Source organism: Streptomyces sp. DSM 42067, from assembly GCF_055792885.1.
Window position 1 is genome coordinate 3,345,319 of record NZ_CM147706.1, and the last position, 22,009, is coordinate 3,367,327.

At 70.8% G+C, this 22,009-nt stretch carries 21 protein-coding genes and 2 tRNA genes; 5 read left to right on the forward strand and 18 right to left on the reverse strand.

The genetic code is table 11. The features are described from left to right. Positions 1-116: 116 nt before the first annotated feature. Positions 117-1,589 (forward strand): ferric reductase-like transmembrane domain-containing protein, encoded by a 1,473-nt coding sequence (locus ACSMXV_RS15560; RefSeq protein ID WP_473178204.1) that lies wholly within the window; start codon positions 117-119, stop codon positions 1,587-1,589. Continuing rightward, positions 1,586-3,196, forward strand: coding sequence for an NADH-ubiquinone oxidoreductase-F iron-sulfur binding region domain-containing protein (locus tag ACSMXV_RS15565; protein ID WP_473178205.1), 1,611 nt, complete (start codon positions 1,586-1,588; stop codon positions 3,194-3,196). Before ACSMXV_RS15560 ends, ACSMXV_RS15565 begins: the two co-directional genes overlap by 4 nt. Before the next feature lie 193 nt (positions 3,197-3,389). On the opposite strand, the gene ACSMXV_RS15570 is transcribed toward ACSMXV_RS15565, so the two are convergent. Beyond that, positions 3,390-3,462: transfer RNA gene (locus ACSMXV_RS15570), tRNA-Ala, on the reverse strand. Between the two features lie 138 nt (positions 3,463-3,600). On the opposite strand from ACSMXV_RS15570, the gene ACSMXV_RS15575 reads away from it, so the two are divergent. Then, complete coding sequence (locus ACSMXV_RS15575; RefSeq protein ID WP_473178206.1) at positions 3,601-4,809, forward strand: glycosyltransferase 87 family protein; 1,209 nt, start codon at positions 3,601-3,603, stop codon at positions 4,807-4,809. Positions 4,810-4,812: 3 nt separating this feature from the next. Here the strand turns inward: ACSMXV_RS15575 and ACSMXV_RS15580 are convergent, their stop codons facing one another. The 9 genes from ACSMXV_RS15580 to ACSMXV_RS15620 all read right to left on the reverse strand — a co-directional run bounded on the left by ACSMXV_RS15580 (position 4,813) and on the right by ACSMXV_RS15620 (position 10,319). Further along, entirely contained in the window at positions 4,813-5,046 is a 234-nt protein-coding gene (locus ACSMXV_RS15580; protein ID WP_016643127.1) for a hypothetical protein, read from the reverse strand. A gap of 3 nt (positions 5,047-5,049) precedes the next feature. Continuing rightward, the gene (locus ACSMXV_RS15585) at positions 5,050-5,223 is read right to left on the reverse strand and encodes a hypothetical protein (protein ID WP_181660140.1); all 174 of its coding nucleotides are present in this window, start codon (positions 5,221-5,223) and stop codon (positions 5,050-5,052) included. Positions 5,224-5,624: 401 nt separating this feature from the next. Further along, positions 5,625-5,697: transfer RNA gene (locus ACSMXV_RS15590), tRNA-Ala, on the reverse strand. Positions 5,698-5,823: 126 nt separating this feature from the next. Next, positions 5,824-6,507, reverse strand: a complete 684-nt coding sequence (locus ACSMXV_RS15595) for a histidine phosphatase family protein (protein WP_473178958.1) — start codon at positions 6,505-6,507, stop codon at positions 5,824-5,826. 71 nt (positions 6,508-6,578) lie between these two features. Then, positions 6,579-7,034 carry a ribosome silencing factor gene (gene rsfS / locus ACSMXV_RS15600; RefSeq protein WP_181660141.1) on the reverse strand — a complete coding sequence of 152 codons (456 nt, stop codon included), beginning with the start codon at positions 7,032-7,034 and terminating at the stop codon, positions 6,579-6,581. A 218-nt stretch (positions 7,035-7,252) separates the two neighbouring features. Next, positions 7,253-9,073 (reverse strand): LCP family protein, encoded by a 1,821-nt coding sequence (locus ACSMXV_RS15605; protein ID WP_473178207.1) that lies wholly within the window; start codon positions 9,071-9,073, stop codon positions 7,253-7,255. A 16-nt stretch (positions 9,074-9,089) separates the two neighbouring features. Next, positions 9,090-9,722 carry a nicotinate-nucleotide adenylyltransferase gene (gene nadD / locus ACSMXV_RS15610; protein WP_473178208.1) on the reverse strand — a complete coding sequence of 211 codons (633 nt, stop codon included), beginning with the start codon at positions 9,720-9,722 and terminating at the stop codon, positions 9,090-9,092. Between the two features lie 67 nt (positions 9,723-9,789). Continuing rightward, the gene (locus ACSMXV_RS15615; protein WP_473178209.1) at positions 9,790-9,951 is read right to left on the reverse strand and encodes a hypothetical protein; all 162 of its coding nucleotides are present in this window, start codon (positions 9,949-9,951) and stop codon (positions 9,790-9,792) included. A 170-nt stretch (positions 9,952-10,121) separates the two neighbouring features. Then, positions 10,122-10,319 carry a hypothetical protein gene (locus ACSMXV_RS15620; RefSeq protein WP_473178210.1) on the reverse strand — a complete coding sequence of 66 codons (198 nt, stop codon included), beginning with the start codon at positions 10,317-10,319 and terminating at the stop codon, positions 10,122-10,124. Positions 10,320-10,444: 125 nt separating this feature from the next. On the opposite strand from ACSMXV_RS15620, the gene ACSMXV_RS15625 reads away from it, so the two are divergent. Continuing rightward, positions 10,445-11,500 carry a M48 family metallopeptidase gene (locus tag ACSMXV_RS15625; protein ID WP_181863762.1) on the forward strand — a complete coding sequence of 352 codons (1,056 nt, stop codon included), beginning with the start codon at positions 10,445-10,447 and terminating at the stop codon, positions 11,498-11,500. A 56-nt stretch (positions 11,501-11,556) separates the two neighbouring features. Here ACSMXV_RS15625 and ACSMXV_RS15630 read toward each other — a convergent pair whose 3' ends face one another. The 5 genes from ACSMXV_RS15630 to proB all read right to left on the reverse strand — a co-directional run bounded on the left by ACSMXV_RS15630 (position 11,557) and on the right by proB (position 16,538). Further along, on the reverse strand, positions 11,557-12,630 hold the full coding sequence (locus ACSMXV_RS15630) for an SCO2583 family membrane protein (RefSeq protein ID WP_473178211.1): 1,074 nt from the start codon (positions 12,628-12,630) through the stop codon (positions 11,557-11,559). 124 nt (positions 12,631-12,754) lie between these two features. After that, complete coding sequence (locus ACSMXV_RS15635; protein ID WP_473178212.1) at positions 12,755-13,363, reverse strand: SCO2584 family spore wall biosynthesis protein; 609 nt, start codon at positions 13,361-13,363, stop codon at positions 12,755-12,757. A gap of 84 nt (positions 13,364-13,447) precedes the next feature. After that, on the reverse strand, positions 13,448-14,731 hold the full coding sequence (locus tag ACSMXV_RS15640; protein ID WP_473178213.1) for a glutamate-5-semialdehyde dehydrogenase: 1,284 nt from the start codon (positions 14,729-14,731) through the stop codon (positions 13,448-13,450). A gap of 91 nt (positions 14,732-14,822) precedes the next feature. Then, positions 14,823-15,314, reverse strand: a complete 492-nt coding sequence (locus ACSMXV_RS15645) for a hypothetical protein (protein WP_473178214.1) — start codon at positions 15,312-15,314, stop codon at positions 14,823-14,825. A gap of 117 nt (positions 15,315-15,431) precedes the next feature. Then, positions 15,432-16,538, reverse strand: coding sequence for a glutamate 5-kinase (gene proB / locus ACSMXV_RS15650; RefSeq protein ID WP_473178959.1), 1,107 nt, complete (start codon positions 16,536-16,538; stop codon positions 15,432-15,434). Positions 16,539-16,910: 372 nt separating this feature from the next. On the opposite strand from proB, the gene ACSMXV_RS15655 reads away from it, so the two are divergent. Further along, positions 16,911-19,010 carry a hypothetical protein gene (locus ACSMXV_RS15655; RefSeq protein ID WP_473178215.1) on the forward strand — a complete coding sequence of 700 codons (2,100 nt, stop codon included), beginning with the start codon at positions 16,911-16,913 and terminating at the stop codon, positions 19,008-19,010. A gap of 603 nt (positions 19,011-19,613) precedes the next feature. On the opposite strand, the gene obgE is transcribed toward ACSMXV_RS15655, so the two are convergent. The 3 genes from obgE to rplU form a co-directional block, all read right to left on the reverse strand. Then, positions 19,614-21,050, reverse strand: coding sequence for a GTPase ObgE (gene obgE, locus ACSMXV_RS15660; protein ID WP_473178216.1), 1,437 nt, complete (start codon positions 21,048-21,050; stop codon positions 19,614-19,616). A 158-nt stretch (positions 21,051-21,208) separates the two neighbouring features. Then, positions 21,209-21,463: a 50S ribosomal protein L27 gene (gene rpmA, locus ACSMXV_RS15665; protein WP_020940020.1), complete on the reverse strand. Its 255-nt coding sequence runs from the start codon at positions 21,461-21,463 to the stop codon at positions 21,209-21,211. Between the two features lie 14 nt (positions 21,464-21,477). After that, entirely contained in the window at positions 21,478-21,798 is a 321-nt protein-coding gene (rplU, locus tag ACSMXV_RS15670; RefSeq protein WP_067272111.1) for a 50S ribosomal protein L21, read from the reverse strand. Between the last annotated feature and the right edge of the window lie 211 nt (positions 21,799-22,009).

Below are 22,009 nucleotides of genomic sequence, written 5' to 3' on the forward strand. Positions count from 1 at the left end.
ATCCCGGGTCGCCCTTTTATAACAACGCAATAACTCAAACCACGTACCCAACGGTTTGCTGACACCTAGCATGCGGCTGTGGGAACGCTTTGCCGAACCATTCGGAGTCGCCGCCCATGAACCCTCGTCGCAAGATCCGTTCTCTTCCGCTTCCGAGCCCCACGGCCCGGGGCGGGGTGGCGGCGATGACGCTGCTGCTCATACCCGTACTCGTGTTCATCGGAGGTGATGGCTTCCGCGACTTCCTCAACTTCGGCGCGGGCGTACTGTCTCTCGTCGCCCTGACCAGCTCCGTGATCTGGGGCCTGGTCGCCACGGACCGGCTGTTCCTCAACTCCCGTCAGCGTCTGCTCGCCCAGGCCGTGCACCGCGCGACCGCGGTCGCCGCGCTGGGCTTTCTGCTCCTGCACATCACCGTCAAGCTGGCGCTGGACCACACCACGCTGCTGGCAGCCCTGATCCCGTTCGGACTCGGCTTCACCGGTACGCAGGGCCTCATCGGTTTCGGTTCCCTCGCCGCCCTGCTCATGGTGACGACAGGGCTGACAGGAGCTCTGCGGAGCGCCTTCGCATCCCCCGTCCAGGTGGCCGCCCGCTGGCGTGCGGTCCACATGCTGGCCTATCCGGCCTGGTGCTCGGCGCTGGTGCACGGGCTGTACGCGGGCCGTCCCGCCGCCCCCTGGGTCACGGTGATGTACTGCCTGGCCCTGGCCGCGGTCATGGGCGCCATCGCGCTGCGCGCCGCGCCCCTCCCGGTCAAGCGGCAGGTCGCCGCCCGGATCCTCGCGGTGCTCCAGCCGGACGACAGGGGGGCCGGCGAGGCGCGGATACGCCGGGACACCGCGGACTCCCCGCTGCCCGGCACGGTTCTGCCCGGCAGCTCGCTGAGCGACATGACGACGGGTGGTCCGACGCCGCGAGGCTCAGGCCTGGGCGGGGCGCCTTTCGGCGACTCCACACTCGGTGGCACGACCACACTGCCTCGCCCCGAGCCCGCCTTTCCCTCCCGCTCGGATCCGCGCGGCATGACACCCCCCTCCCCACCGCTCTACGAAGCCCCGCCGCGCCCGTCGCCGACCCCGCGCTCCCCCGGTGCCGGCGCCGGGATCTCGGCCGCCTACCGGGCGGTGTCGTCGATCCCGCGCGCGCGGGACGGCCTGGAGCGCGACGCGACCGAGCGCATGGACCTGCCCCTGGACCGCCGGCCGACCGAGGCCCTTCCGCGCATCGACTACACCGGACCGACGCCGACGCCGGGCCGCTGGCCCACTCCGTCCCCGCCCCCACCCGGCGAGGCTCCCCCGTCGACCTACGGCTCATCGGACGCCTACGGCCCGTCCGGCACCCACAGCCCGTCCGACACCCAGTACGGCACGAACCTCTCGTACGGAAGGAGCCACGACGCGTACGAGAGACCCTCCAGCGGGGCCTACGACCCCGCGTACGACACCCCCTACAACGGCACCCCGTACGCGGGCGCCGCCGATCCCGCGTACGACAGCGGCCCCGCCACCGAGCCCCTCCCCGGCACCTTCCAGGCGCCGAGCTCAGGCGAGCCCTGGAACGCCCCCACCGGAGGCACGACGTGAACGCCGCTCTGCCCGACGTCCCCGAGGTCCGTGTCGTCGGGCTCCCCCAGCTCACCTCCGGCTTCGACCTCGTCGAACGCCTGGACCTCGCCATGCACTTGAAGGTGCACGGCCCGCTTGAGCCGATGGGCGGCGAACAGCTCGCCTCGCTCGCGGAGCAGATCTCCCTGAAGGGCCGCGGCGGAGCGGGCTTCCCCTTCGCCAGGAAGCTGCGGGCGGTCGCGGAGTCGGCGATCCGCCGCGGCGTACGTCCCGTGGTGGTCGTGAACGGCAGCGAGGACGAGCCCGCCTGCCGCAAGGACACGGTGCTGATCAACCGCGCCCCGCACCTGATCCTGGACGGCGCCCTGCTGGTCGCCGAGGCCTTGGGAGCCCGCACGCTCGTCGTCGGCGTGACCCGCAACTCCACCGAGGCGTCGATGCAGGCCGCTCTCACGGAACGCGGCCTCACCAACCGGCGCGGGGCACCCCTCCGCGCGCGCGTGCAGCGCAATCCGGTGCGCATGGTGACAGGCGAGTCCTCGGCGCTCATCCGCTCGGCGGACGGCGGCCCGCCGCTGCCTCCCGGGCGCAAGGTGCGCGCTTCCGACAGCGGAGTCGGCGGCGCGCCCACGCTGCTGTCCAACGCCGAGACGTTCGCGCATCTGGCGATCGCCGCGCGGATCGGCGCCGACCGCTACCGCAACACCGGCCTCCACGACGAGCCGGGCACGGTGATGCTGACCATCTCCGGCGCGGTCGCGCGCCCCATGGTCGTGGAGGTCCCCACAGGCGTTCCTCTGCGGTACGTGCTGCAGCTGGCCGGCGCGCCTCCGCTGCCCCAGGGCGTGCTCACCGGCGGCTACCACGGCAAATGGCTGGACGGGGCCGCTGTGCACGACGCGGTCGTCTCGCGTGCGTCGCTGGACGCTCTCGGGGGTGCGCTGGGCGCGGGCGCCATCCTGCCGATCGGCCCCGAAACCTGCCCGCTCGGCGAGTCGCTGCGGGTGGCGAACTGGCTCGCCGCGGAGAGCGCCGGACAGTGCGGCCCGTGCTACCTCGGCCTGCCCGCGGCGGCCCGGGGGCTCGCGGACATCCTGAACGGCGGCGGCCCGGCGGCCCTGGAGGCCCTTCGCCAGGTCACCAAGGCCGTGAAGGGGCGCGGTGCATGCAAGCACCCCGACGGCTCGGCAGCCTTCCTCGACTCCACCATCTCGGCGTTCACGGACGATCTCGCGGCACACGTCCTGGGCGGCGGTTGCGGCAGACCGGTCGCGGGTGTCCTGCCGCTCCAGGAGGAGGGAGCCACGGGCGGAGGTGCCGGAGGCTCAGCCGGTGACGCGCCGACCGGGCAGCGGCTCGCGGTCGACTGGACGCTGTGCCAGGGCCACGGCCTGTGCGCGGACATCGTTCCCGAACTCATCCAACTGGGTCCTGACGGCTTCCCGTCCGTGGCGGAGGCGTCGGTGCCGCAGTACTCGGCGGCACGCGCCATGCGGGCCGTGCGCCGCTGTCCCGCACTCGCGCTGCGGATCGAGGAGGAGCAGCGCCCGGCTCCGAAGCGGTCGAGCCTCCCGGCACTGCCCCCGGGCGGGGGCCGCCGGGCACTCGGCAGCGGACGGGGATGACGCGAGGCGAAGACCCACAGCGAAAGGCGCGCCACCTGATGGGGTGGCGCGCCTGTCATGTCTTGTGGCTTCTGCGCCAGTTGCTCCCGCAGTGCCGGTGGCAAAGCCCCCGCAACGCGCGGCGAAGCCGCGCAAACAGGACGAGAGCGACCCGGTCCGCGCTTTCCGCGGACACAGATCGCCCTCGCACTTGTGGAGCTAAGGAGAATTGAACTCCTGACCTCCTGCATGCCATGCAGGCGCTCTACCAACTGAGCTATAGCCCCTTGTGGCCACGCGGCTGAGCCGCGTATCGACCGCGCCGCCCGGTTCCCCCGGCGGCTCCGCCAACATTACACGGTCCTCCCGGTGCATCACCAAATCGTTTCCGGGATGTACCGATAAGGCCGGTACTGTCGGCCTTCGTGACCGTGATCGCGTTTCCTCGCACCCACCTCCGTGTGCCCGTGGCCGTCGGCGCCTGCCTGCTGTCCTTCACGGCCTTCTGCGTCGCGCAGCGCGTCGCCGACGTCTCGATGATCGATCTGATGGTCTACCGGGCCGAGGGCGAGGCGGTACGCGCGGGCGAGGACCTCTACGCGCTGCGCGCCACCGACGCCCGTCTGCCCACCACCTACCCGCCGTTCGCAGCTCTGCTGTTCACGACGCTGACGCTTCTGGACACGGCGAGCATGCGGATGCTCGCAACGGCCGGGAACCTCGGGCTTCTCGTCACGTTCGTCTGGCTCACTCTGCGGCTCGTCGGGCACGCGCGCGTGGCGGTCGCCTGGTGGACTGCGGCGCTCGCGGTCTGGTGCGAGCCGGTGTGGACGACGCTGCGGTACGGGCAGGTCAACCTGCTGCTGGCCGTACTGGTGCTGTGGGACCTGTCGCGGAGGGACAGCCGCCGCTGGGCCGGTGCGGGCATCGGCGTCGCAGCGGCGATCAAACTCACACCCGCGCTGTTCATCGTCTTTCTGCTGCTGACGGGCGTCGTGGCGGCGGCACGGCATGGCACCGGGCGGGCCTGGCTGCGGCACGCGTGCGTGGCGGCCGCCTCGTTCGCCGGGGCGACGCTGCTGGCGGCCGCCGTCCTGCCGTACGACTCACGCCGTTTCTGGACGCGGATGGTCTTCGAGACGGGCCGGGTCGGGCGCACCGAGGACACCGCCAACCAGTCGCTGCGCGGCGTCCTTGCGCGGCTTCTGCACACCGGGGATCCCGGCGGCTGGTGGCCTGCGGCCGCCGCGGTCGCCGCGGCGGCGGGTCTGGCGGTCGCCGTGGCCGCCGCGCTGCGCGGCGAACGGGCGTGGGCCGCGACCGCCTGTGCGGCCACCGGTCTGCTGATCAGCCCCATCTCGTGGTCGCACCACTGGGTGTGGTGCGTGCCGATGGTGGTACTGCTCGGCAGCGAGGCGGCAGCCCGGGGTCACGGCAGCCGGGCATACCGGGCTGCGGCCGCAGTCCTGGGGCTGGTCTTCTGTTCGTACGCCCTGTGGTGGGTGCCGCACGGGCCGGGAAGGCCCGAACTGCACCAGGGCGGCGGGCAGTCGGCACTGTCCGCGCTCTACGCGGCAGCCGCCTGCGCCTTTCTGGCCCTCACCGCACTGAAGGTCACCCGGTGGCGAACCTGAAGGTCACGCGGTGGCGAACGAGTAGAACCGTTTGAGGGTGCAGTGCTCGTCGAGAAGCCGTCCGTAGATCGGCTCGCCCTCGAGCTCGCGGTACGTCTCGATCGGGTCGCCCTTTATGATCAGCGCCCGTGCGCATTCCTCGCACCAGTACTGGTAGTCGGGGTTGACCGGTTCCATGTCGCGGACGATCGGCGTGCCGCTGCCACACCAGTCGCACTTCCGCCTGTGTGCACCCATCTATCAGCTCCAGCTGTGGCCGCAGGCCGTGCACACGAAGGAGACTCCGCCGTTGTCGCCGAGGACCTGGGCGACGTGGCCTGAGCCGCAGGACGGGCAGTTGAGGAGTGTTGCGTCGTCCCCCATGTCCGCTACACCGAGGAGGCCGTAGTCCTCCTCGAGGATGCTCGCAGGCATCGCGCTCTCCCTCCCGTCGGGCCACGCTCGGCGAAGGACGCAGCCCCCTTCCGGCCGTCCGATTCTGCCACGGCCGGAGCAATACGGTCAGCGACGCCTTCGTACCAGTCCGGACACGTTGCCGAGTAGGCCCGCCGTGGCCAGCGCGAACGCGCCCGGGGGAGCGCGTCCGACGATGTATACGCCCCCCGGCACCAAGTGGCTCACCCGATGAAGAAAAAGATCCCGCACCGTGATCGGTACGGGATCCACGACCCTCGCCCCTCGCCGTACGGCAACCCCGACCTCCCCCAGGGGGGTGCGGGTGGCAAAGCCCCCGCAACGCGCGGCGAAGCCGCGCAAAAAACGACGAGAGCGACCAGGTCCGCGCTTTCCGCGGACACAGGTCGCCCTCGCACTCGTGGAGCTAAGGAGAATTGAACTCCTGACCTCCTGCATGCCATGCAGGCGCTCTACCAACTGAGCTATAGCCCCTTGTGGCCACGCGGTCGAGCCGCATGGTGTTTCGCCCCGCTCGGCGGGGCGAACAAGAAGAACTTTAGCCTGCGACCTGCCGGAAAGTGAAATCCGGGTCCCGGCAGACCCCGGGACCGGACGGCATCAGTCGTCGTCGCCCAGCACCGGTTCCGGCAGCGTGCCGGCGTTGTGCTCGAGCAGCCGCCAGCCGCGGGCGCCCTCGCCCAGCACGGACCAGCAGCAGTTGGAGAGGCCGCCGAGCCCCTCCCAGTGGTGGGCCTCGAGGCCGAGCAGCCGCCCGATGGTCGTACGGATCGTGCCGCCGTGGCTGACCACCACCAGCGTGCCGTCCTGCGGCAGCTTCTCGGCGTGACGCAGCACGACCGGGGCGGCGCGGTCGGCGACCTCGGTCTCCAGTTCGCCGCCGCCGCGGCGCACCGGCTCGCCGCGCTTCCACGCGGCGTACTGCTCGCCGTACCGCGCGATGATCTCGTTGTGGGTCAGGCCCTGCCAGGCGCCCGCGTAGGTCTCCCGCAGGCCCTCGTCCTGCGTCACCTCGAGCCCGGTGATCGCGGCCAGCTCGCGGGCCGTGTGGACCGCCCTGGTGAGGTCGGAGGCGACGATCGCGTGCGGCTTCAGCGAGGCCAGCAGCCGTGCGGCCCGGCGGGCCTGGCCGACGCCCGTCTCGGTCAGAGCGACGTCCGTGGTGCCCTGGAAGCGGCGCTCCAGGTTCCAGGAGGTCTGGCCGTGACGCCAGAGGATGACCCGGCGGCCACGGCCGGAGTTCTGCGAAGGCCCGGGCTCAGGGCTGTGCGCGGCGGCCGCCACGCCGGCACTGTCGGATGCGGGCACACCGGCGCGCTCGGAAGCGGGCGCGCCGGCGCCCTGGGAGGTGCTGCTCAACGCAGCTCACCGCCCAGCTGGCGCAGCTCGGCGGCCTCCTCCGCGGCCAGTTGCTTGGCGTGCGCCTGGGCCTTGCCGCGGGTGGCCTGCGCGTCGGCGGGCAGGGCGATCTCGGGGCAGTCCTTCCAGAGCCGCTCGAGGGCGTAGAAGACGCGCTCCTCGCTGTGCTGTACGTGCACCACGATGTCGACGTAGTCGAGCAGGATCCAGCGTGCGTCACGGTCGCCCTCGCGGCGAACGGGCTTGGCGCCGAGCTCCTTGTTCAGCCGCTCCTCGATCTCGTCGACGATCGACTTGACCTGGCGGTCGTTGGGCGCGGAGGCCAGGAGGAAGGCGTCCGTGATCGACAGCACGTCGCTGACGTCGTACGCGATGACATCGTGCGCGAGCTTGTCGGCGGCCGCCTGGGCGGCGGTGGTGATGAGCTCGAGAGATCGGTCCGTAGCGGTCACTACAAGGCTTTCCGTCGGCGGTCGGGAGGTTCGTGCGGGGGCTGCGGTACCGCGCGGGGGCTCGCGGCCGGTCAGAGGGCCGGCCGCCGCCTCGCACAGGGCAGCACCTCAAGGGTCTCACGGACCGCGGACACCGCCCCAAACGATTACCTGATCACCGCTGGAGCCGCTGGTCCCGCAGGTCAGCCCGGCCCCCCTCGTAAGCCCGTCCGCCCTCGTCAGCCCGTCCCGCCGGTCGCGCCAGTACCACTGGTCCCGCTCGACGACTCGGCCTTGTAGTTCTGGCCGAGCACCACCGACACATCGGCGTTCGAGGCGGTCTTGCCCTTCTTCACGGCGCTCGTCGGCAGGCCCAGCGTCTTCGCGACCTCGACGGCGTCATCCTTCTGGTCCGCGTCCGCATAGACGACCTGCGACAACGCCTGGGCGACGGAGCCGGTACCGCTGTCGACGAAGGTGTAGCCGCCGTTGAGCAGGACGACCCGGGCCTTTTCCTTGGCGTCCTTGCTGCCAGTGGCGTTCTTGACGCCGACCCGGACGGCCGCGCCCTCCTCGGGGCTCTTCACGGTGCCGCCGAGCACGTCCTTGACCACGCTGTCGGTGGCCTGCTCGCTCAGCGTGCCGTCCTGCTGCACGGGCAGCAGCGCGGTCTTGTAGTCGCCGCCCTTGGCGAGATCCGAGAGCTTGGCGAGGAAGGCGCCCAGGTCCTTGTCGTTCAGCGAGGGATCGAGGATCTGGGCGAGCGACTGCACGGTGGTCGTGGCGGCCTGGGGGTCGGACGACATCTTGCGCAGTACGCCGAGCATGACCTGCCCGAAGCGCTGCAGCTGCGCGGTCTCGGGCTCTCCGGACGCCCGGTAGGTGGCGTAGGCGACGGCCATCGGGCCGCTCAGCGTCTGGTCCTCGCCCTTCTTCACGAGGGGCGAGGCGCCCTTCTTGCCCTTCTCATCCGGATCCGGCACGTCGGCGTTGGTGTCGATGTCGATGTTGCCGACCAGCTCGACGAGGTTGTTGAGGTAGGGGGTGTCGAGCCGCCAGGTGCCCTCGATCTCCGTGCCGAGCAGGGTGTCGAGGGACTCGCGCGTACCGTCCGAGCCGTCGTCGTCGACCGACTTCGCCAGCGTGCTGGTGGTGCCGTCGTCGTCCGCCAGGGCGAGGGAGTTGGGCAGCAGGACGGTGGTGCCCTGCTTGGTCGTGGTGTTGTCGACGAGCAGCGCCGTGGAGGTGCCGCCCTTCTTGGTGTTGTGGAGGTGGACGACGATCACGTCGCGGTTCTGGGCTCCCGCCGCGGCCGTGCCGCCCCCCTTGGTCTCGGCGGACATGCCGGGCAGCTTGCCCGCGTACCAGAGGTAGCCCACTCCGCCGGCGGCGACCAGCGCGAGCACGACGACCAGGGCGACCATGCGGTTGCGTCCGCGGCGCCGGGCCTCCTCGCGCCGCTCGGTGCGGCTCTCGGTGAACTTCAGCCAGTCGATGACATCTTCGGAGTTCTCGTCCGGCTCCTCCACGAAGGAGAACTGCCCGGTGTGGTACTCGCGGTCCTCACGCGGCCCGGACTCCGGCGTCGGCCGGCCCTGCTGCGGGATGTAGGCGGTCTGCTCGGCGGTACGCGCGGCTCCCCGCGGCTCCACACGCGGCTGCGGACCGGTGCCGGAGGCCCGCCCGTACGGGTCGTACGCGGCGGAAGAGGGGCCCGCGTCGCCGGGACCGGCGGACCCGTACGGATCGTAGGAGCCGTACGGGGACACGGGCGGCTGCCGGCCGGTCGACGCCGGGTCGTAGGGCGGGACGGGCGGCTGCTGCCCGGTCGACGCCGGGTCGTACGACGGGGCGGGCGGCTGCTGGCCCGTGGCGTACGGGTCGTAGCCGTAGCCCTGCGGCTGCCCTGAACCGTACGAACCGTATCCCTGAGGGGGCACCTGTGGTGGTTGCGGGGGCACCTGCCGGTAGACCGGCTGCCCGAACTCGTCGTAGCCAACGAGCTCGTACTGGTCGCCGTGGCCCCCGCCCGCCGCGTACCCGTCGTATCGGTCGTTCACCGGTGCCCCTCTCGGCTCACTCGCCGCGGTACAGCTTGCGCTTGTCGATGTAGCGCACGACGCCGTCCGGCACCAAGTACCAGACCGGGTCGCCCTTGGCGACTCTCGCACGGCAGTCTGTGGACGAGATGGCCAGCGCCGGAACCTCCACCAGGGAGACCCCGCCGTCCGGCAGGCCCGGATCGGCCAGCGGATGGCCGGGGCGCGTGACGCCGATGAAGTGCGCGAGGGAGAAGAGTTCGTCCGTGTCCCGCCAGGTCAGGATCTGACCGAGCGCGTCGGCGCCGGTGATGAAGAACAGATCCGTGTCGGGGTTGAGCGCGCGGAGCTCTCGCAGGGTGTCGGTCGTGTAGGTCGGCCCGCCGCGGTCGATGTCGATGCGGCTGACCGAGAACTGCGGGTTCTCGGCGGTCGCGATGACCGTCATGAGATAGCGGTCCTCGGCCGGGGAGACCTGCCGGCCGGTCTTCTGCCAGGGCTGCCCGGTCGGTACGAACACCACCTCGTCGAGGTGGAACTGGGCGGCGACCTCGCTGGCCGCCACCAGGTGGCCGTGGTGGATCGGGTCAAACGTTCCGCCCATGACGCCGAGGCGACGCTTGGCCGTACTCGCCGGACCGGTACCGGTAGGCATGTCCTGCTCTCCCATGCGTGCAGACCCTACCGGCCCGGTCGGCCGGCTCCGGCCGCGAGGGTCACGGCCCGGGGCCCGGGGATCAGCGGTCCCGGTTGAAGCGCGTGGTGATCCACAGCAGCAGAAGCAGGACGAGGAACGCACCGCCGCCGGTGAGGTACGGGCTGAGGCTTTCGTGGTTGCCGCCGTGCTCGCCCTCGGCAGCGAGGGGGACCAGCTGGGCGGCGGTGCTGTAGAGGCTCATCGTCGGCAGGACCTATCCGGAGGTGGGATCGGAAATGACTTCGCGCCCATCGTAAGCGCCGGTCTCGTTCGCGATCACGCCGACTCAGGTGTTGCCGGATGCAGGGCGCGCGGCCTCGTGCCCCATGGGCCCTGGGACGGCACGCCGACCACCTCGCCGAGCGCCGCGGATCAGTCGTTGTCGCCGCTCCCGCCGTCGCCGCCGCCGTCCCTGCGGTACCCCCGCAGCAGGAACCAGGCGAGCAGCACGGAGCCCACGATCGCGACGACCAGCACGGTGCGCAGCAGATTGCCCGCGCCCTGCTGTTCCTGCTGTGCGGCCGCGTTCGCAGCCTCGGTGAGCCAGGCGGCTGCGGGGATGTGCTCCATGACGGGCGACTCCTTCGGTCTGCTGCCCAGCCACGGTAACTCCGCCTACTGTGGACACATCTCGGGGGCAGCCGTACGCCGCGGCGGACGGTCGGCGGACAGACATCGAGGACATGGGGGACGGCATGACCGACGACAGCCACGACAACGTGCCCGGCAGGCAGCGGAGGCGCTTCCCGGGAATCTCGTCCCGGGCGTACGAGCATCCCGCGGACCGTTCGGCGCTGGTGGCCCTGCGCAGGCTCAGCGGATTCGACACCGTCTTCAAGGCGCTCAGCGGACTGCTGCCCGAGCGCAGCCTCCGGCTGCTGTTCCTGTCCGACTCGGTGCGGGTGTCCGACGCCCAGTTCGCGCACCTCAACGACATGCTGCGGGACGCCTGTTACATCCTGGACCTGGAGAAGGTCCCGCCGATGTACGTCAACCAGGACCCGCAGCCGAACGCGATGTGCATCGGCCTGGACGAGCCGATCATCGTGGTCACCACCGGCCTCGTCGAGCTGCTCGACGAGGAGGAGATGCGCGCGGTCGTCGGCCACGAGGTGGGCCACGCGCTCTCCGGCCACTCGGTGTACCGCACGATCCTGCTGTTCCTGACCAGCCTGGCGGTCCGGGTCGCCTGGATCCCGCTCGGCAACTTCGCGATCATGGCGATCGTGACGGCGCTGCGCGAGTGGTTCCGCAAGTCGGAGCTCTCCGCCGACCGCGCAGGGCTGCTGGTGGGCCAGGACCTGCAGGCCTCGATGCGCGGCCTGATGAAGATCGCGGGCGGCAACCATCTGCACGAGATGAACGTGGACGCTTTCCTCGCCCAGGCCGAGGAGTACGAGGCGGGCGGCGACCTGCGCGACTCCGTACTCAAGATCCTGAACGTGCTCCCCCGCTCGCACCCGTTCACCACGGTGCGCGCTGCCGAGCTGAAGAAGTGGGCCGAGACCCGCGACTACCAGCGGATCATGGAAGGTCACTACCCGCGACGCAGCGAGGACAAGGACACTTCGGTCTCGGAGTCCTTCCGCGAGTCGGCGGCGGGCTACGCCAGCGAGGTACGCGAGTCCAAGGACCCGCTGATGAAGCTGGTCACGGACATCGCGGGCGGCGCGGGCGACCTCGGCGGGAAGCTGCGGGACACGTTCCGCGGGGCCGGGGGCCGGGGCAGCAACGGCGACCGCGCGGACTGACCGCGCCTACCGCCGCCAGAGGGCCGGAACCGGAGGGGCCGGGGCGTCGCGGCGCGTCACAGCGAAGGCTGGGCGCCCGGCGCCAGCGTCCCGCACAGCGAGGCCGCATTGTCGGTCGCGAAGGGATCGGTACCGGCTGCGGGGCCGCCCTCCTTCGCCGTCTGGCCGGCGAGCAGCGGTTGCAGCAGGCTCGCCGAGTCCGCCGAGCAGGACAGCGGGCCGGCCTGGACGTACGAGACGACCAGCTCGGCCTGGTGCATCCGCAGGTCGTCGCGGTCGAAGCGGAACTGCAGCTCACGGCGGACGGTGAACAGCGAGGCCTTGTCGTCGCCCTCGGAGCCGGCCGGCCGCAGGGCGTAGACGAAGGTGTGGTCGGAGGTCACCTCGAGCGTGCCCGAGTCCGTCTCGACGGCGTTCAGGGTGCCCTGCACACGGATCTTCGGGTCGGCGAGCTGCGCCTTGGCCGGGTCGAAGCGCACCAGCCAGCCGGTGGCCGCATGCCGCCCGTCGGCGGTGGGGTGGTCGAAGCTCTGGTCGAACTGGTCGAGCTGCTGCGGGTCGAGCAGTATCCGCACGGACCGTACGGGACCGCCGCCGAGCACTTCCGGGTCGAGCGAGGACTCGACGAGATAGTCCTTCGCGGTGGTCAGCGCGGTCACGACCTGGCTGTCGGAGAAGTGCGAGGTGCGCCGGGACGCGGGCAGCGTGATGCCGTCGGCGCCGATCCTGAAGTCCGCGGCCTTGCTGTGCGCGAACAGCGTCTCGGTGTCGGCGGCGCCGGGCACGGGGTTCTGCGGGGCGAGCGGGATGACCGTCATGCGCAGCGGGTCGGGGTGCTGGGCGGTCGTCGGCGCCTGGTAGGGGTGGCGTACGCCCATGTAGATCGCGGTGCCGAAGGCGAGGGCGATCAGCAGGACGAGGATCAGGGCCTGGTGGGAGAAGCCGCGGCGCAGTGCCGGGCGGCGTCGCACAGCCGGGGCGTGGTCGGTCATCCGCTCCCGTGCCGAGGATTCCTGGAGGCGGGCAGCACGAACGAACGACTCGTCGAACACGACGGATCGGTACTCGTCCTCACCACCGCCGGGAGCTCCCTCGGGTACCCCCTCAGGTGGGTCTCCAGGCCCGCCCATACATTCAGAGTAGGTCTCCGGGCTCCCAGGTAAACGCCCTGCTGTGCGCCAAGTTCTGACAGGTTCTCACCAGGAATTCCGACGGGTGCGCACAGGCGCCTGCTGCCGCCCTCGGGGAACGGGCTCAGGGCGTGCGTGGCACGGCCGAGACGGCCGGCTGGGAGTAGTCGGCGGACGCGGAAGGGCCTGTCGGAGCGGGATCTTCCGCTCCCTGCTCCAGTCCGGTCGACGCGGGCGGCGGAGGCATGTCCTGGCTGCCGCCCGTGGAGGCGCCCCGGTAGACCGCGGTGAAGGCCAGGGCGACCATGCCGATGCCCATCAGGAGGGCGAGCATCCACGCGACGGGGCGGTGCCAGCGGGCGTGGCCCGTATAGGTTCCCGTCCGTTCGTATCGCTCCTCGACGAGGTCCGCGTCGTACAGATCGTCGTCGAAGTCGCGGTCGTGGCCGTACCCGATGTCGTCGTCCGGGCCGAAGCCGTCGTCGTAGAGGTCGTCGTCGGCGCCCGGGCCCCTGCCGCCCGCCCGGCGCGCTTCGGCATCCGAGGCCTCGGCACGTGCCTGCGCGGCAGCCACGAGCCGCTCCACGGCGGTGGGCTCGTGGAAGGCTGCCGAGCGGATGAAGTCCTCGTCGAAGACCACGGAGGCGAACTCTTCGTCCGCGCCCCCGCGGTCGTGGTCGTCGTCGGGCTCCCAGCCGTCGGGAAACGGCGTGCCCCCCACGTCCTCCGGCACGGATCCAGAGTAGACCTGGGGGGTCATTTTGGGCAGACGGTATGAGAATTCATGCGCAGGGCGCGCGCCCCCGCCTGATACCGCTCAGCGGGTGTGCCCGTCGCCGGTGACGATGTACTTCGTGCTGGTCAGCTCGGGCAGGCCCATGGGGCCGCGGGCGTGCAGCTTCTGCGTGGAGATGCCGATCTCGGCGCCGAATCCGAACTGGCCGCCGTCGGTGAACCGCGTCGAGGCGTTGACGGCGACCGTCGTCGAGTCCACCAGCTGCGTAAAGCGGCGGGCGGCCTGCTGCGAGGTGGTGACGATCGCCTCCGTGTGCCCGGAGGACCACAGCCGGATGTGCTCCACGGCCTTGTCGAGCGAGTCGACGACGGCGGCCGCGATGTCGTACGAGAGGTACTCGGTCTCCCAGTCGTCGGCGGTGGCCTCGACGACGGTGGCCTTGGACTGTTCGGCGTAGGCCAGGATCCGCTGATCGGCGTGGACGGTCACACCCGCATCGGCCAGGGCGTCCAGCGCGCGCGGTACGAAGGCGTCCGCGATGTCCTGGTGGACGAGGAGCGTCTCGGCGGCGTTGCACACGCTCACCCGCTGCGCCTTGGAGTTGACCAGGATGTCGACGGCCATGTCGAGGTCGGCCTGGGCGTCCACATAGACGTGGCAGTTTCCGGTGCCGGTCTCGATCACCGGGACGATGGACTCGGTCACCACCGTCTTGATCAGGGAGGCACCACCGCGCGGGATGAGCACGTCGACGAGGCCGCGGGCGCGCATCAGCTCGCGGACGGAGTCGCGGCTCTCGCCCGGGACGAGCTGGATGGCGTCGGCGGGCAGCCCGGCGCCGCCCACGGCGTCGCGCAGGACGCGCACGAGGGCGGTGTTCGACTCGTACGCCGAGGACGAGCCGCGCAGCAGCACCGCGTTTCCGGACTTCAGGCAGAGGGCGGCGGCGTCGACGGTGACGTTGGGCCGGGCCTCGTAGATGATCCCGACCACGCCGAGCGGGACGCGGACCTGGCGCAGGTCGATGCCGTTGGGGAGGGTCGAGCCGCGGACGACCTCGCCGACCGGGTCGGGCAGGGCGACGACGTCGCGCACGTCGGAGGCGATGGCCCGCACACGCTCGGGGGTGAGCGTCAGCCGGTCGATGATCGCCTCGCTGGTGCCTGCCTCACGGACCTTGGCGATGTCCTTGGCGTTGGCCTCGACGACCTCGGCCGCACGTACTTCCAGCGCGTCCGCGATGGCGAGCAGCGCGTCGTCCTTCGCGGCGCGCGGCAGCGGCGCGAGCTGCTCGGCGGCGGCCCTGGCCTGGTAGGCGGCCCGGGCGACGGGGGACAGGTTGTCGTACGGCAGGAGCGAGGTCATGGGGGAAGGGTAGTGCGGCGACGGGCCCATCCCAGCCGATGTCCCACAAACCGAGACACCCGCTCGGCCTCAGCCACCGGCCACCGGCCAGCTAGAACGGATGAACCCCCACCGGGCTCGCCGGCAGCGGGCCCTGACCCTCTGCGATGCGCTGGTGGTAGGTGTCCCGGTCGATGACCTCGAGGCCGACGATCTCCCAGGGCGGCAGCTGGGCGCTCTGCCGGTGCTCGCCCCACAGTCGCAGCGCCACCGCGGCCGCGTCGTGCAGGTCGCGGGCCTCCTCCCAGTACCGGATCTCCGCGTGGTCGTTCGCGTACCGGCTGGTGAGCAGGAAGGGGTGGTCGTGGGCGAGCTGCTCGAGGCTCCGGCGGACGTCCTTCAGCGGGGCCTCGTCACCCGAGACGCTCAGCGTGACGTGCCAGAGCCGGGGCGCCTCCCCGGCCTGCCCGTCCTCGCCGGCCTGCCCGTCCTCGTAGGTCTCCCCCGCCGCGACGCTGGTCAGCGCTCGCCCCTCGCCCACCGGACCGAAGGCACGGGAGGCACTCCCGCCGCGGGCCGCCGCTCCTGGGCGCACTCGTCTCACGACGGCCTCCTCCACGCAGTGGTCGTGTGAACCTTCCTGCACAGAAGTTGAGCAGGCCGAGAGCCGTCGTGTGGTGCTTTTACGGAACGTCCACCGGCGGGGCGGGCTTTCGGCCGTTTACGGGTGCAGTACGACCAGATCGTCCCGGTGTACGACCTCACGTTCGTACGCGGGTCCGAGCTCCTTGGCCAGCTCGCGGGTGGAGCGGCCGATCAGCTGGGGGATCTCCTTGGCGTCGAAGTTCACAAGGCCGCGGGCGACCGCGCGGCCCGTGGTGTCCCGCAGCTCGACGGGGTCGCCCGCGGTGAACTCGCCTTCGACCGCCGCGATGCCCGCAGGCAGCAGCGACTTGCGCCGCTCGACGACCGCGCGCACCGCCCCGTCGTCGAGGGTGATCGCGCCCTGCGGGGCCGAGGCGTGCTGCAGCCACAGCAGCCGGTCGGCGGAGCGGCGCCCCGTGGGGTGGAAGTACGTGCCGGTGTCGCGGCCGGCCAGGGCGTCGCCGGCGTCGATCGCGGTGGTCAGGACGACCGGGATGCCGGCCGCGGTGGCGATGTTGGCGGCCTCGACCTTGGTGACCATGCCGCCGGTGCCCACGCCCGCCTTGCCGGCACTGCCGATCTCGACGCCCGCCAGGTCCTCGGGCCCCCGGATCTCCGCGATCCGCGAGGTGCCGGGCTTGCTGGGGTCGCCGTCGTACACGCCGTCGATGTCGGAGAGGAGCACCAGCAGATCGGCGCGGACCAGATGGGCCACGAGCGCCGCGAGCCGGTCGTTGTCTCCGAAGCGGATCTCGTCGGTGGCGACGGTGTCGTTCTCGTTGACGACGGGCAGCGCCCCCATCGCGAGGAGCTTGTCGAGGGTGCGGGAGGCGTTGCGGTGGTGGGCGCGGCGGCTGGTGTCGTCGGTGGTCAGCAGCACCTGGCCGACGCGTACGCCGTAGCGCGCGAACGACGCGGTGTAGCGGGCGACCAGCAGGCCCTGGCCGACGCTGGCGGCGGCCTGCTGCCGGGCGAGGTCCTTGGGGCGGCGGCGCAGCCCGAGCGGGGCGAGCCCGGCGGCGATGGCTCCGGAGGAGACGAGCACGATCTCCTTCTCCCCGCCGCTTCTGCTCTTGGCCAGGACGTCGACGAGGGCGTCGACGCGGTCGGCGTCGAGCCCGCCCGCCGCGGTGGTGAGGGACGAGGAACCGACCTTGACCACGACCCTGCGGGCGTCCGCCACTTCCTGCCTTGCCGCTGACACGCGCTACCCCACCATTCCGACGTGCTCGGATCTCTCTTCTCTTCTGCAATCTACGTGAGAGCGCCCCGGGACGCCCTTGCATTCCGAGGGGCGGACTGGCGACGGGAGGCACGGGACGGTTGTCGAGGGGCCCGGTGGAGGTGACTGAAGGGCGCGTGAAGGTCCACTGAGAGGAGAGTGAAAGCCGTCACCAACTAGTGTCGTTTTCATCTGCTTTGCGGTGATTGTTCTCACTCAAGATTGCTTGCCAGGGTGCGAAAGTCATACGGTCGGTGGTCAGCCTTTCGTCATGTCGGCCCGGCATGACCACCGCGCGTCCCACCATCCGACCCCCCGCCAGGAGCCCAGCCCGTGCCCTCTGCCGGACTCGCCCCCCGCCGCATCGTGCAGCTCTCCGCGCTGTTCGCGATGTTCGCGCTCTTCACAGCGCAGCTAGTCGGCGCACTGCTGCCGAACGTCCCGGTGTTCGTCGCCGCCTCAGCCGCGGGGCTCGCACTCGACACGTATCTGCAGCACAGGCAGCCGGGGCTGCTCTCGCTCCTCGGCAAGGTCCGCTTCGACGTCACCGTGCGTCAGCTCCTGCGCGACATGCTGATCGTGGTGGGCCTGCTGCGCATCGACGGCATCAATCCGCTACGTGAGCAGGCTCCCCTCACCATCGCGCTGCTCTGCGTCTATCTGCTGCACTTCGCCTGCCAGGCGGTCGCCGTGCTGGTGCGCCGCACACGCACGCTGCCGATCGTCACCCGCAACATCGACGCCTCGGCGCTGCGGCTGACCGCCGCCCCGCCGCGCATCCTGGCCCGCCGCGCGAGCCACCGTCTCCTCGTCTTCTCCATCCCCGCGACCGCCGGCCTGCTGATCACCGCGGGCACCACGGCCGCGTACTGGGGCGGCATCGGCCTCGGCATCTCGATCGCGCTGATGCTCCTCGGCACGCTTCACCTCGCCACCTGGCTGCTCCCGAAGAAGCGGGCGAAGAGCGAGCAGAAGGTCATGGAGTGGCTGGACACGTGGCTGGCCGACTACCAGCCGACGGTCGCCATGTACTTCTCGGGCGGCACGTCCTCGGCGTACCAGGCCAACATGTGGCTCTCCACGCTCGCCCAGCTCGACGCCAAGCCGCTGATCGTGCTGCGCGAGCGGTTCATGGTGCAGAAGATCGACGCCACCGACGTGCCGATCATCTGCTTCCCCAAGGTCGCCACGATGTTCTCCCTGGAGAACTCGACGCTGAAGATGATGCTGCACCCGGCGAACTCCGGTAAGACCTCGCAGGTGCTGCGCATCCCCACCATCAAGCACGCATTCATCAACCACGGCGAGAGCGACAAGCTGTCCTCCTGCAACCCGTACGCGAAGGCGTACGACGAGGTGTGGGTCGCGGGCCCCGCCGCCCGCGAGCGCTATGCGCTGGCCGAGGTCGGCGTCGAGGACAAGGACATCGTGGAGGTCGGGCGCCCGCAGCTCGCGCCGATCCGCCCGTACGCGGGCCCGCCCACCGGTGAGTACACGAGCGTGCTGTACGCCCCCACGTGGGAGGGCTGGGACGGCAACCCGGGCAACACCTCGGTGGTCCTCGCCGGCGAGAACATCGTCCGGCAGCTCCTGGCCGACGACGGTGTGCGCCTGCTCTACAAGCCGCACCCGATGACCGGCTCCGTCGACCCGCGCGCGGGCGCCGCCAACGAGCGGATCATGGCGATGATCCGTGAGGCGAACGCCAAGCGGTCCGGTGACCGACCCGGACCGGAGGCCGCGGCCGAGCTGGCCCGCCGCACGGTCGAGCTGGACAAGCTGACCTCCACCGCCTTCCGCGACAGCGCCGACGAAATGGAGCGCATGCTGCTCCAGGGCGCCCCGCAGGGCGACCGCGACGCCGCCATCGCCAAGGCGACGTCGGCCTGGGAGACCGCGTACTGGTCGTCGTTCCCCGAGTGGGAGCACCAGATCATCACCGACGCCCGGCCGGCCATCTTCGCCTGCTTCAACCAGGCGGACCTGCTGATCAGCGACGTCTCCAGCGTGGTCTCGGACTGGCTGTCCAGCGAGAAGCCGTACGCCGTCGCCAACACCTCCGGTATGCCGGAGGTCGCGTTCCGGGCGGGCTTCCCGACGGTGCGGGCCGCCACGATCCTCGCCCCCGAGGCGGACGGCATCCCGTCGCTTCTGGAGTCCGTGCGGGCCCCCGAGAAGGACCGCTTCACGGAGGCGCGCACGGAGCTCAAGCAGCACCTGCTCGGCCCCTCGGACCCACCGTCCCTGGTCCGCTTCGACGAGGCCGCGCGTGCCCTGTGCGCCAAGGCCGACGAGCGGCGCGACCGGATGGCCACACGCCTCGCCGCGGAGATCCCCTCCCCCCGCGGCGCGGCCGACGCCGAGGACTTCGAGACGGATGCGAACGGCGCGGAGGACTCCGTCAACGGCGCCGAGGATTCCGTCAACGCCTAGGGCCTGTGTCGGAAGTGGCGCCTGCCTCGCGACGCCTGGCACGCACGCTCGCCGCGTTGCCGAAATGCCCTAGTAGCTCCTCCCCCAAGGTCTTAAGGACCAGGGGGGACCCCCACCGAGGACATTCCGGCGCCTTGCGATCGCACGCACCAGACGCCGCGAGGCCCGCCCTTCGGGCGAACGACGCCACTTCCGACACAGGCCCTAGGCCGTCACAGCCGATTGGGGCCCCGGGAGCACTCTCCCGGGGCCCTTCGCACAGGGTCACGCCTGATCTTGTACTGCCGCCACAGGAGGGCCCCCCGTACACGCCGGTGTCGACGGCGACCGAGCACACGTGCTCCATCGACCCGTCAACAACCGGCTGATCGTCCGCTACCACCTCAGCGACGGGCAAGCACATCGCGGTCTACGACCTCGCGGCCGCGGCCAACGACGACTTCAGCTCACGGCTGGCCGACTTCAGGCAGCCGAGCCTGCCGACGCTGTCGTCGACGGGCGACCGCCACTCGAACCTGTTCTACGAGAACGCGCTGGTCTGATACGAGAACGCCCTGGCCACCGGCCAGGGCGTTCTTGAAGCTGGGAACGGCCTGAGGCCGCCTAGAACGGCTCGAAGTCGTCGTACTCCTGCTCCGCCTCGTCCCGCTCAGCCTGCCGGTCCTTCCGGCGCTGCGCGGCGGGCCGGGGCGCCTCGAACCGGTGGTCCTCGCCGCGGCGGCCGAGCATCTCGGCGCCGGACATCATCGTCGGCTCCCAGTCGAAGACGACCGCGTTGTCCTCGGGCCCGATGGCCACGCCGTCGCCCGAGCGGGCGCCCGCCTTCATCAGCTCCTCCTCGACACCGAGGCGGTTGAGGCGGTCGGCGAGGTAGCCGACGGCCTCGTCGTTGTTGAAGTCGGTCTGGCGCACCCAGCGTTCGGGCTTCTCGCCGCGGACGCGGTAGAGACCGTCCTCCTCCTGCACGACCGTGAAGCCCGTGTCGTCCACGGCCTTCGGGCGGATGACGATACGGGTCGCCTCCTCCTTGGGCTTCGCGGCACGCGCCTGCCCGACCAGCTCGGCGAGCGCGTACGACAGCTCCTTGAGGCCGATGTGGGCCACTGCGGACACCTCGAAGACGCGGTAGCCGCGCTCCTCCAGATCCGGGCGGACCATCTCGGCCAGGTCCTTGCCGTCCGGTACGTCGATCTTGTTGAGGACGACGATCCGCGGGCGGTTGTCGAGGCCGCCGTACTGCCTCAGCTCCTCCTCGATGATGTCGAGGTCGGAGACGGGGTCGCGGTCCGATTCGAGCGTGGCGGTGTCCAGGACGTGCACGAGGACGCTGCAGCGCTCCACGTGCCGCAGGAACTCCAGTCCCAGGCCTCTGCCCTCGCTGGCGCCCGGGATCAGGCCGGGCACGTCCGCGATGGTGTAGACGGTCTCTCCCGCCGTCACCACACCCAGGTTCGGGACGAGCGTCGTGAAGGGGTAGTCGGCGATCTTCGGCTTGGCGGCCGAGAGGACGGAGATCAGGGACGACTTGCCCGCGCTCGGGTAGCCGACGAGCGCCACGTCCGCGACGGTCTTCAGCTCCAGGACGATGTCCTGGAGATCGCCGGGCTCACCGAGCAGCGCGAAGCCGGGCGCCTTGCGGCGGGCCGAGGCCAGCGCCGCGTTGCCGAGCCCGCCGCGGCCGCCCTGGGCGGCGACGTACGACGTGCCGTGGCCGACCAGATCCGCGAGGACGGTGCCCTGCTTGTCGAGCACGACCGTGCCGTCCGGCACGGGCAGGATCAGGTCCTGGCCATCCTTGCCGGACCGGTTGCCGCCCTCGCCGGGCTTGCCGTTGGTGGCCTTGCGGTGCGGGCTGTGGTGGTAGTCGAGGAGCGTCGTCACGGACTGGTCGACGACGAGGATCACATCACCGCCGCGCCCGCCGTTGCCCCCGTCGGGGCCGCCGAGGGGCTTGAACTTCTCACGGTGGACGGAGGCACAGCCGTGACCTCCGTTACCCGCGGCGACATGCAGCTCGACGCGGTCCACGAAGGTGGTCATGGGATGTGCCTCCAGTTACGACTGTGGTTACGCACAGTCACGTACGTACGGGAATGTCTTACGTCTCAACACGCGAAAGGCGGACCCGCTTCCCGTACGGAATCCGTACGGGAAGTGAGGTCCGCCTCGCGAAAGAACCGTTCTTCGGGTGCCTGAGGTCAGGCGACCGGAACGATGTTCACGACCTTGCGGCCACGGTGGGTACCGAACTCCACCGCACCGGGCTGCAGCGCGAACAGCGTGTCGTCGCCGCCGCGGCCGACGCCCGCGCCCGGGTGGAAGTGGGTGCCGCGCTGGCGGACCAGGATCTCACCGGCGTTGACGACCTGACCGCCGAAGCGCTTCACGCCGAGCCGCTGAGCATTCGAGTCGCGACCGTTCCGAGTGGACGATGCGCCCTTCTTGTGTGCCATCTCTCCTCAGTCCCTTACTTCGCAGCCGTGGGGATCTCAGTGACCTTGATCGCCGTGTACTGCTGGCGGTGGCCCTGACGACGGCGGTAGCCGGTCTTGTTCTTGTAGCGCAGGATGTCGATCTTCGCGCCCTTGGTGTGGTCCACGACCTCGGCCTGGACCTTGATACCGGCCAGCACCCACGGGTCGCTGGTCACGGTGTCGCCGTCGACGAGCAGCAGGGTAGAGAGCTCTACCGTGTCGCCGGCCTTGGCGGTGGAAATCTTGTCAACCTCAACGATGTCGCCGACAGCAACCTTGTGCTGCCGACCACCGCTGCGCACGATGGCGTACACGCGCATCTCTCTCTCGCTCGGAACGGGACCCCCGCAGTCCAGCCGCCCGCACGGACAGCCTCTCCCTGGATATCGGAATCCGCGGCAGAGCCTTGGAATCCCCGGAATCCGGGAGGAAAGGGTTTACAGGGGTGGGGCGCATCAGTGGACACGCCGACGGTCAAGGTTACGGGGCCCGAAGTGAGGGGTCAAACCGGGCCCTCCCCCGGCC

What these genes read in the sequence shown, in the direction of transcription:
- ACSMXV_RS15585 (WP_181660140.1), bottom strand. Translation starts at nt 5,223, where the DNA reads ATGCCTGCGAGCATCCTCGAGGAGGACTACGGCCTCCTCGGTGTAGCG.
- ACSMXV_RS15615 (WP_473178209.1), bottom strand. Translation starts at nt 9,951, where the DNA reads ATGAGCCTCTACAGCACCGCCGCCCAGCTGGTCCCCCTCGCTGCCGAG.
- ACSMXV_RS15580 (WP_016643127.1), bottom strand. Translation starts at nt 5,046, where the DNA reads ATGGGTGCACACAGGCGGAAGTGCGACTGGTGTGGCAGCGGCACGCCG.
- ACSMXV_RS15620 (WP_473178210.1), bottom strand. Translation starts at nt 10,319, where the DNA reads ATGGAGCACATCCCCGCAGCCGCCTGGCTCACCGAGGCTGCGAACGCG.
- rpmA (WP_020940020.1), bottom strand. Translation starts at nt 21,463, where the DNA reads ATGGCACACAAGAAGGGCGCATCGTCCACTCGGAACGGTCGCGACTCG.
- nadD (WP_473178208.1), bottom strand. Translation starts at nt 9,722, where the DNA reads ATGGGAGAGCAGGACATGCCTACCGGTACCGGTCCGGCGAGTACGGCC.
- obgE (WP_473178216.1), bottom strand. Translation starts at nt 21,050, where the DNA reads ATGACCACCTTCGTGGACCGCGTCGAGCTGCATGTCGCCGCGGGTAAC.
- ACSMXV_RS15625 (WP_181863762.1), top strand. Translation starts at nt 10,445, where the DNA reads ATGACCGACGACAGCCACGACAACGTGCCCGGCAGGCAGCGGAGGCGC.
- ACSMXV_RS15560 (WP_473178204.1), top strand. Translation starts at nt 117, where the DNA reads ATGAACCCTCGTCGCAAGATCCGTTCTCTTCCGCTTCCGAGCCCCACG.
- ACSMXV_RS15640 (WP_473178213.1), bottom strand. Translation starts at nt 14,731, where the DNA reads ATGACCTCGCTCCTGCCGTACGACAACCTGTCCCCCGTCGCCCGGGCC.
- ACSMXV_RS15630 (WP_473178211.1), bottom strand. Translation starts at nt 12,630, where the DNA reads ATGGGCGGGCCTGGAGACCCACCTGAGGGGGTACCCGAGGGAGCTCCC.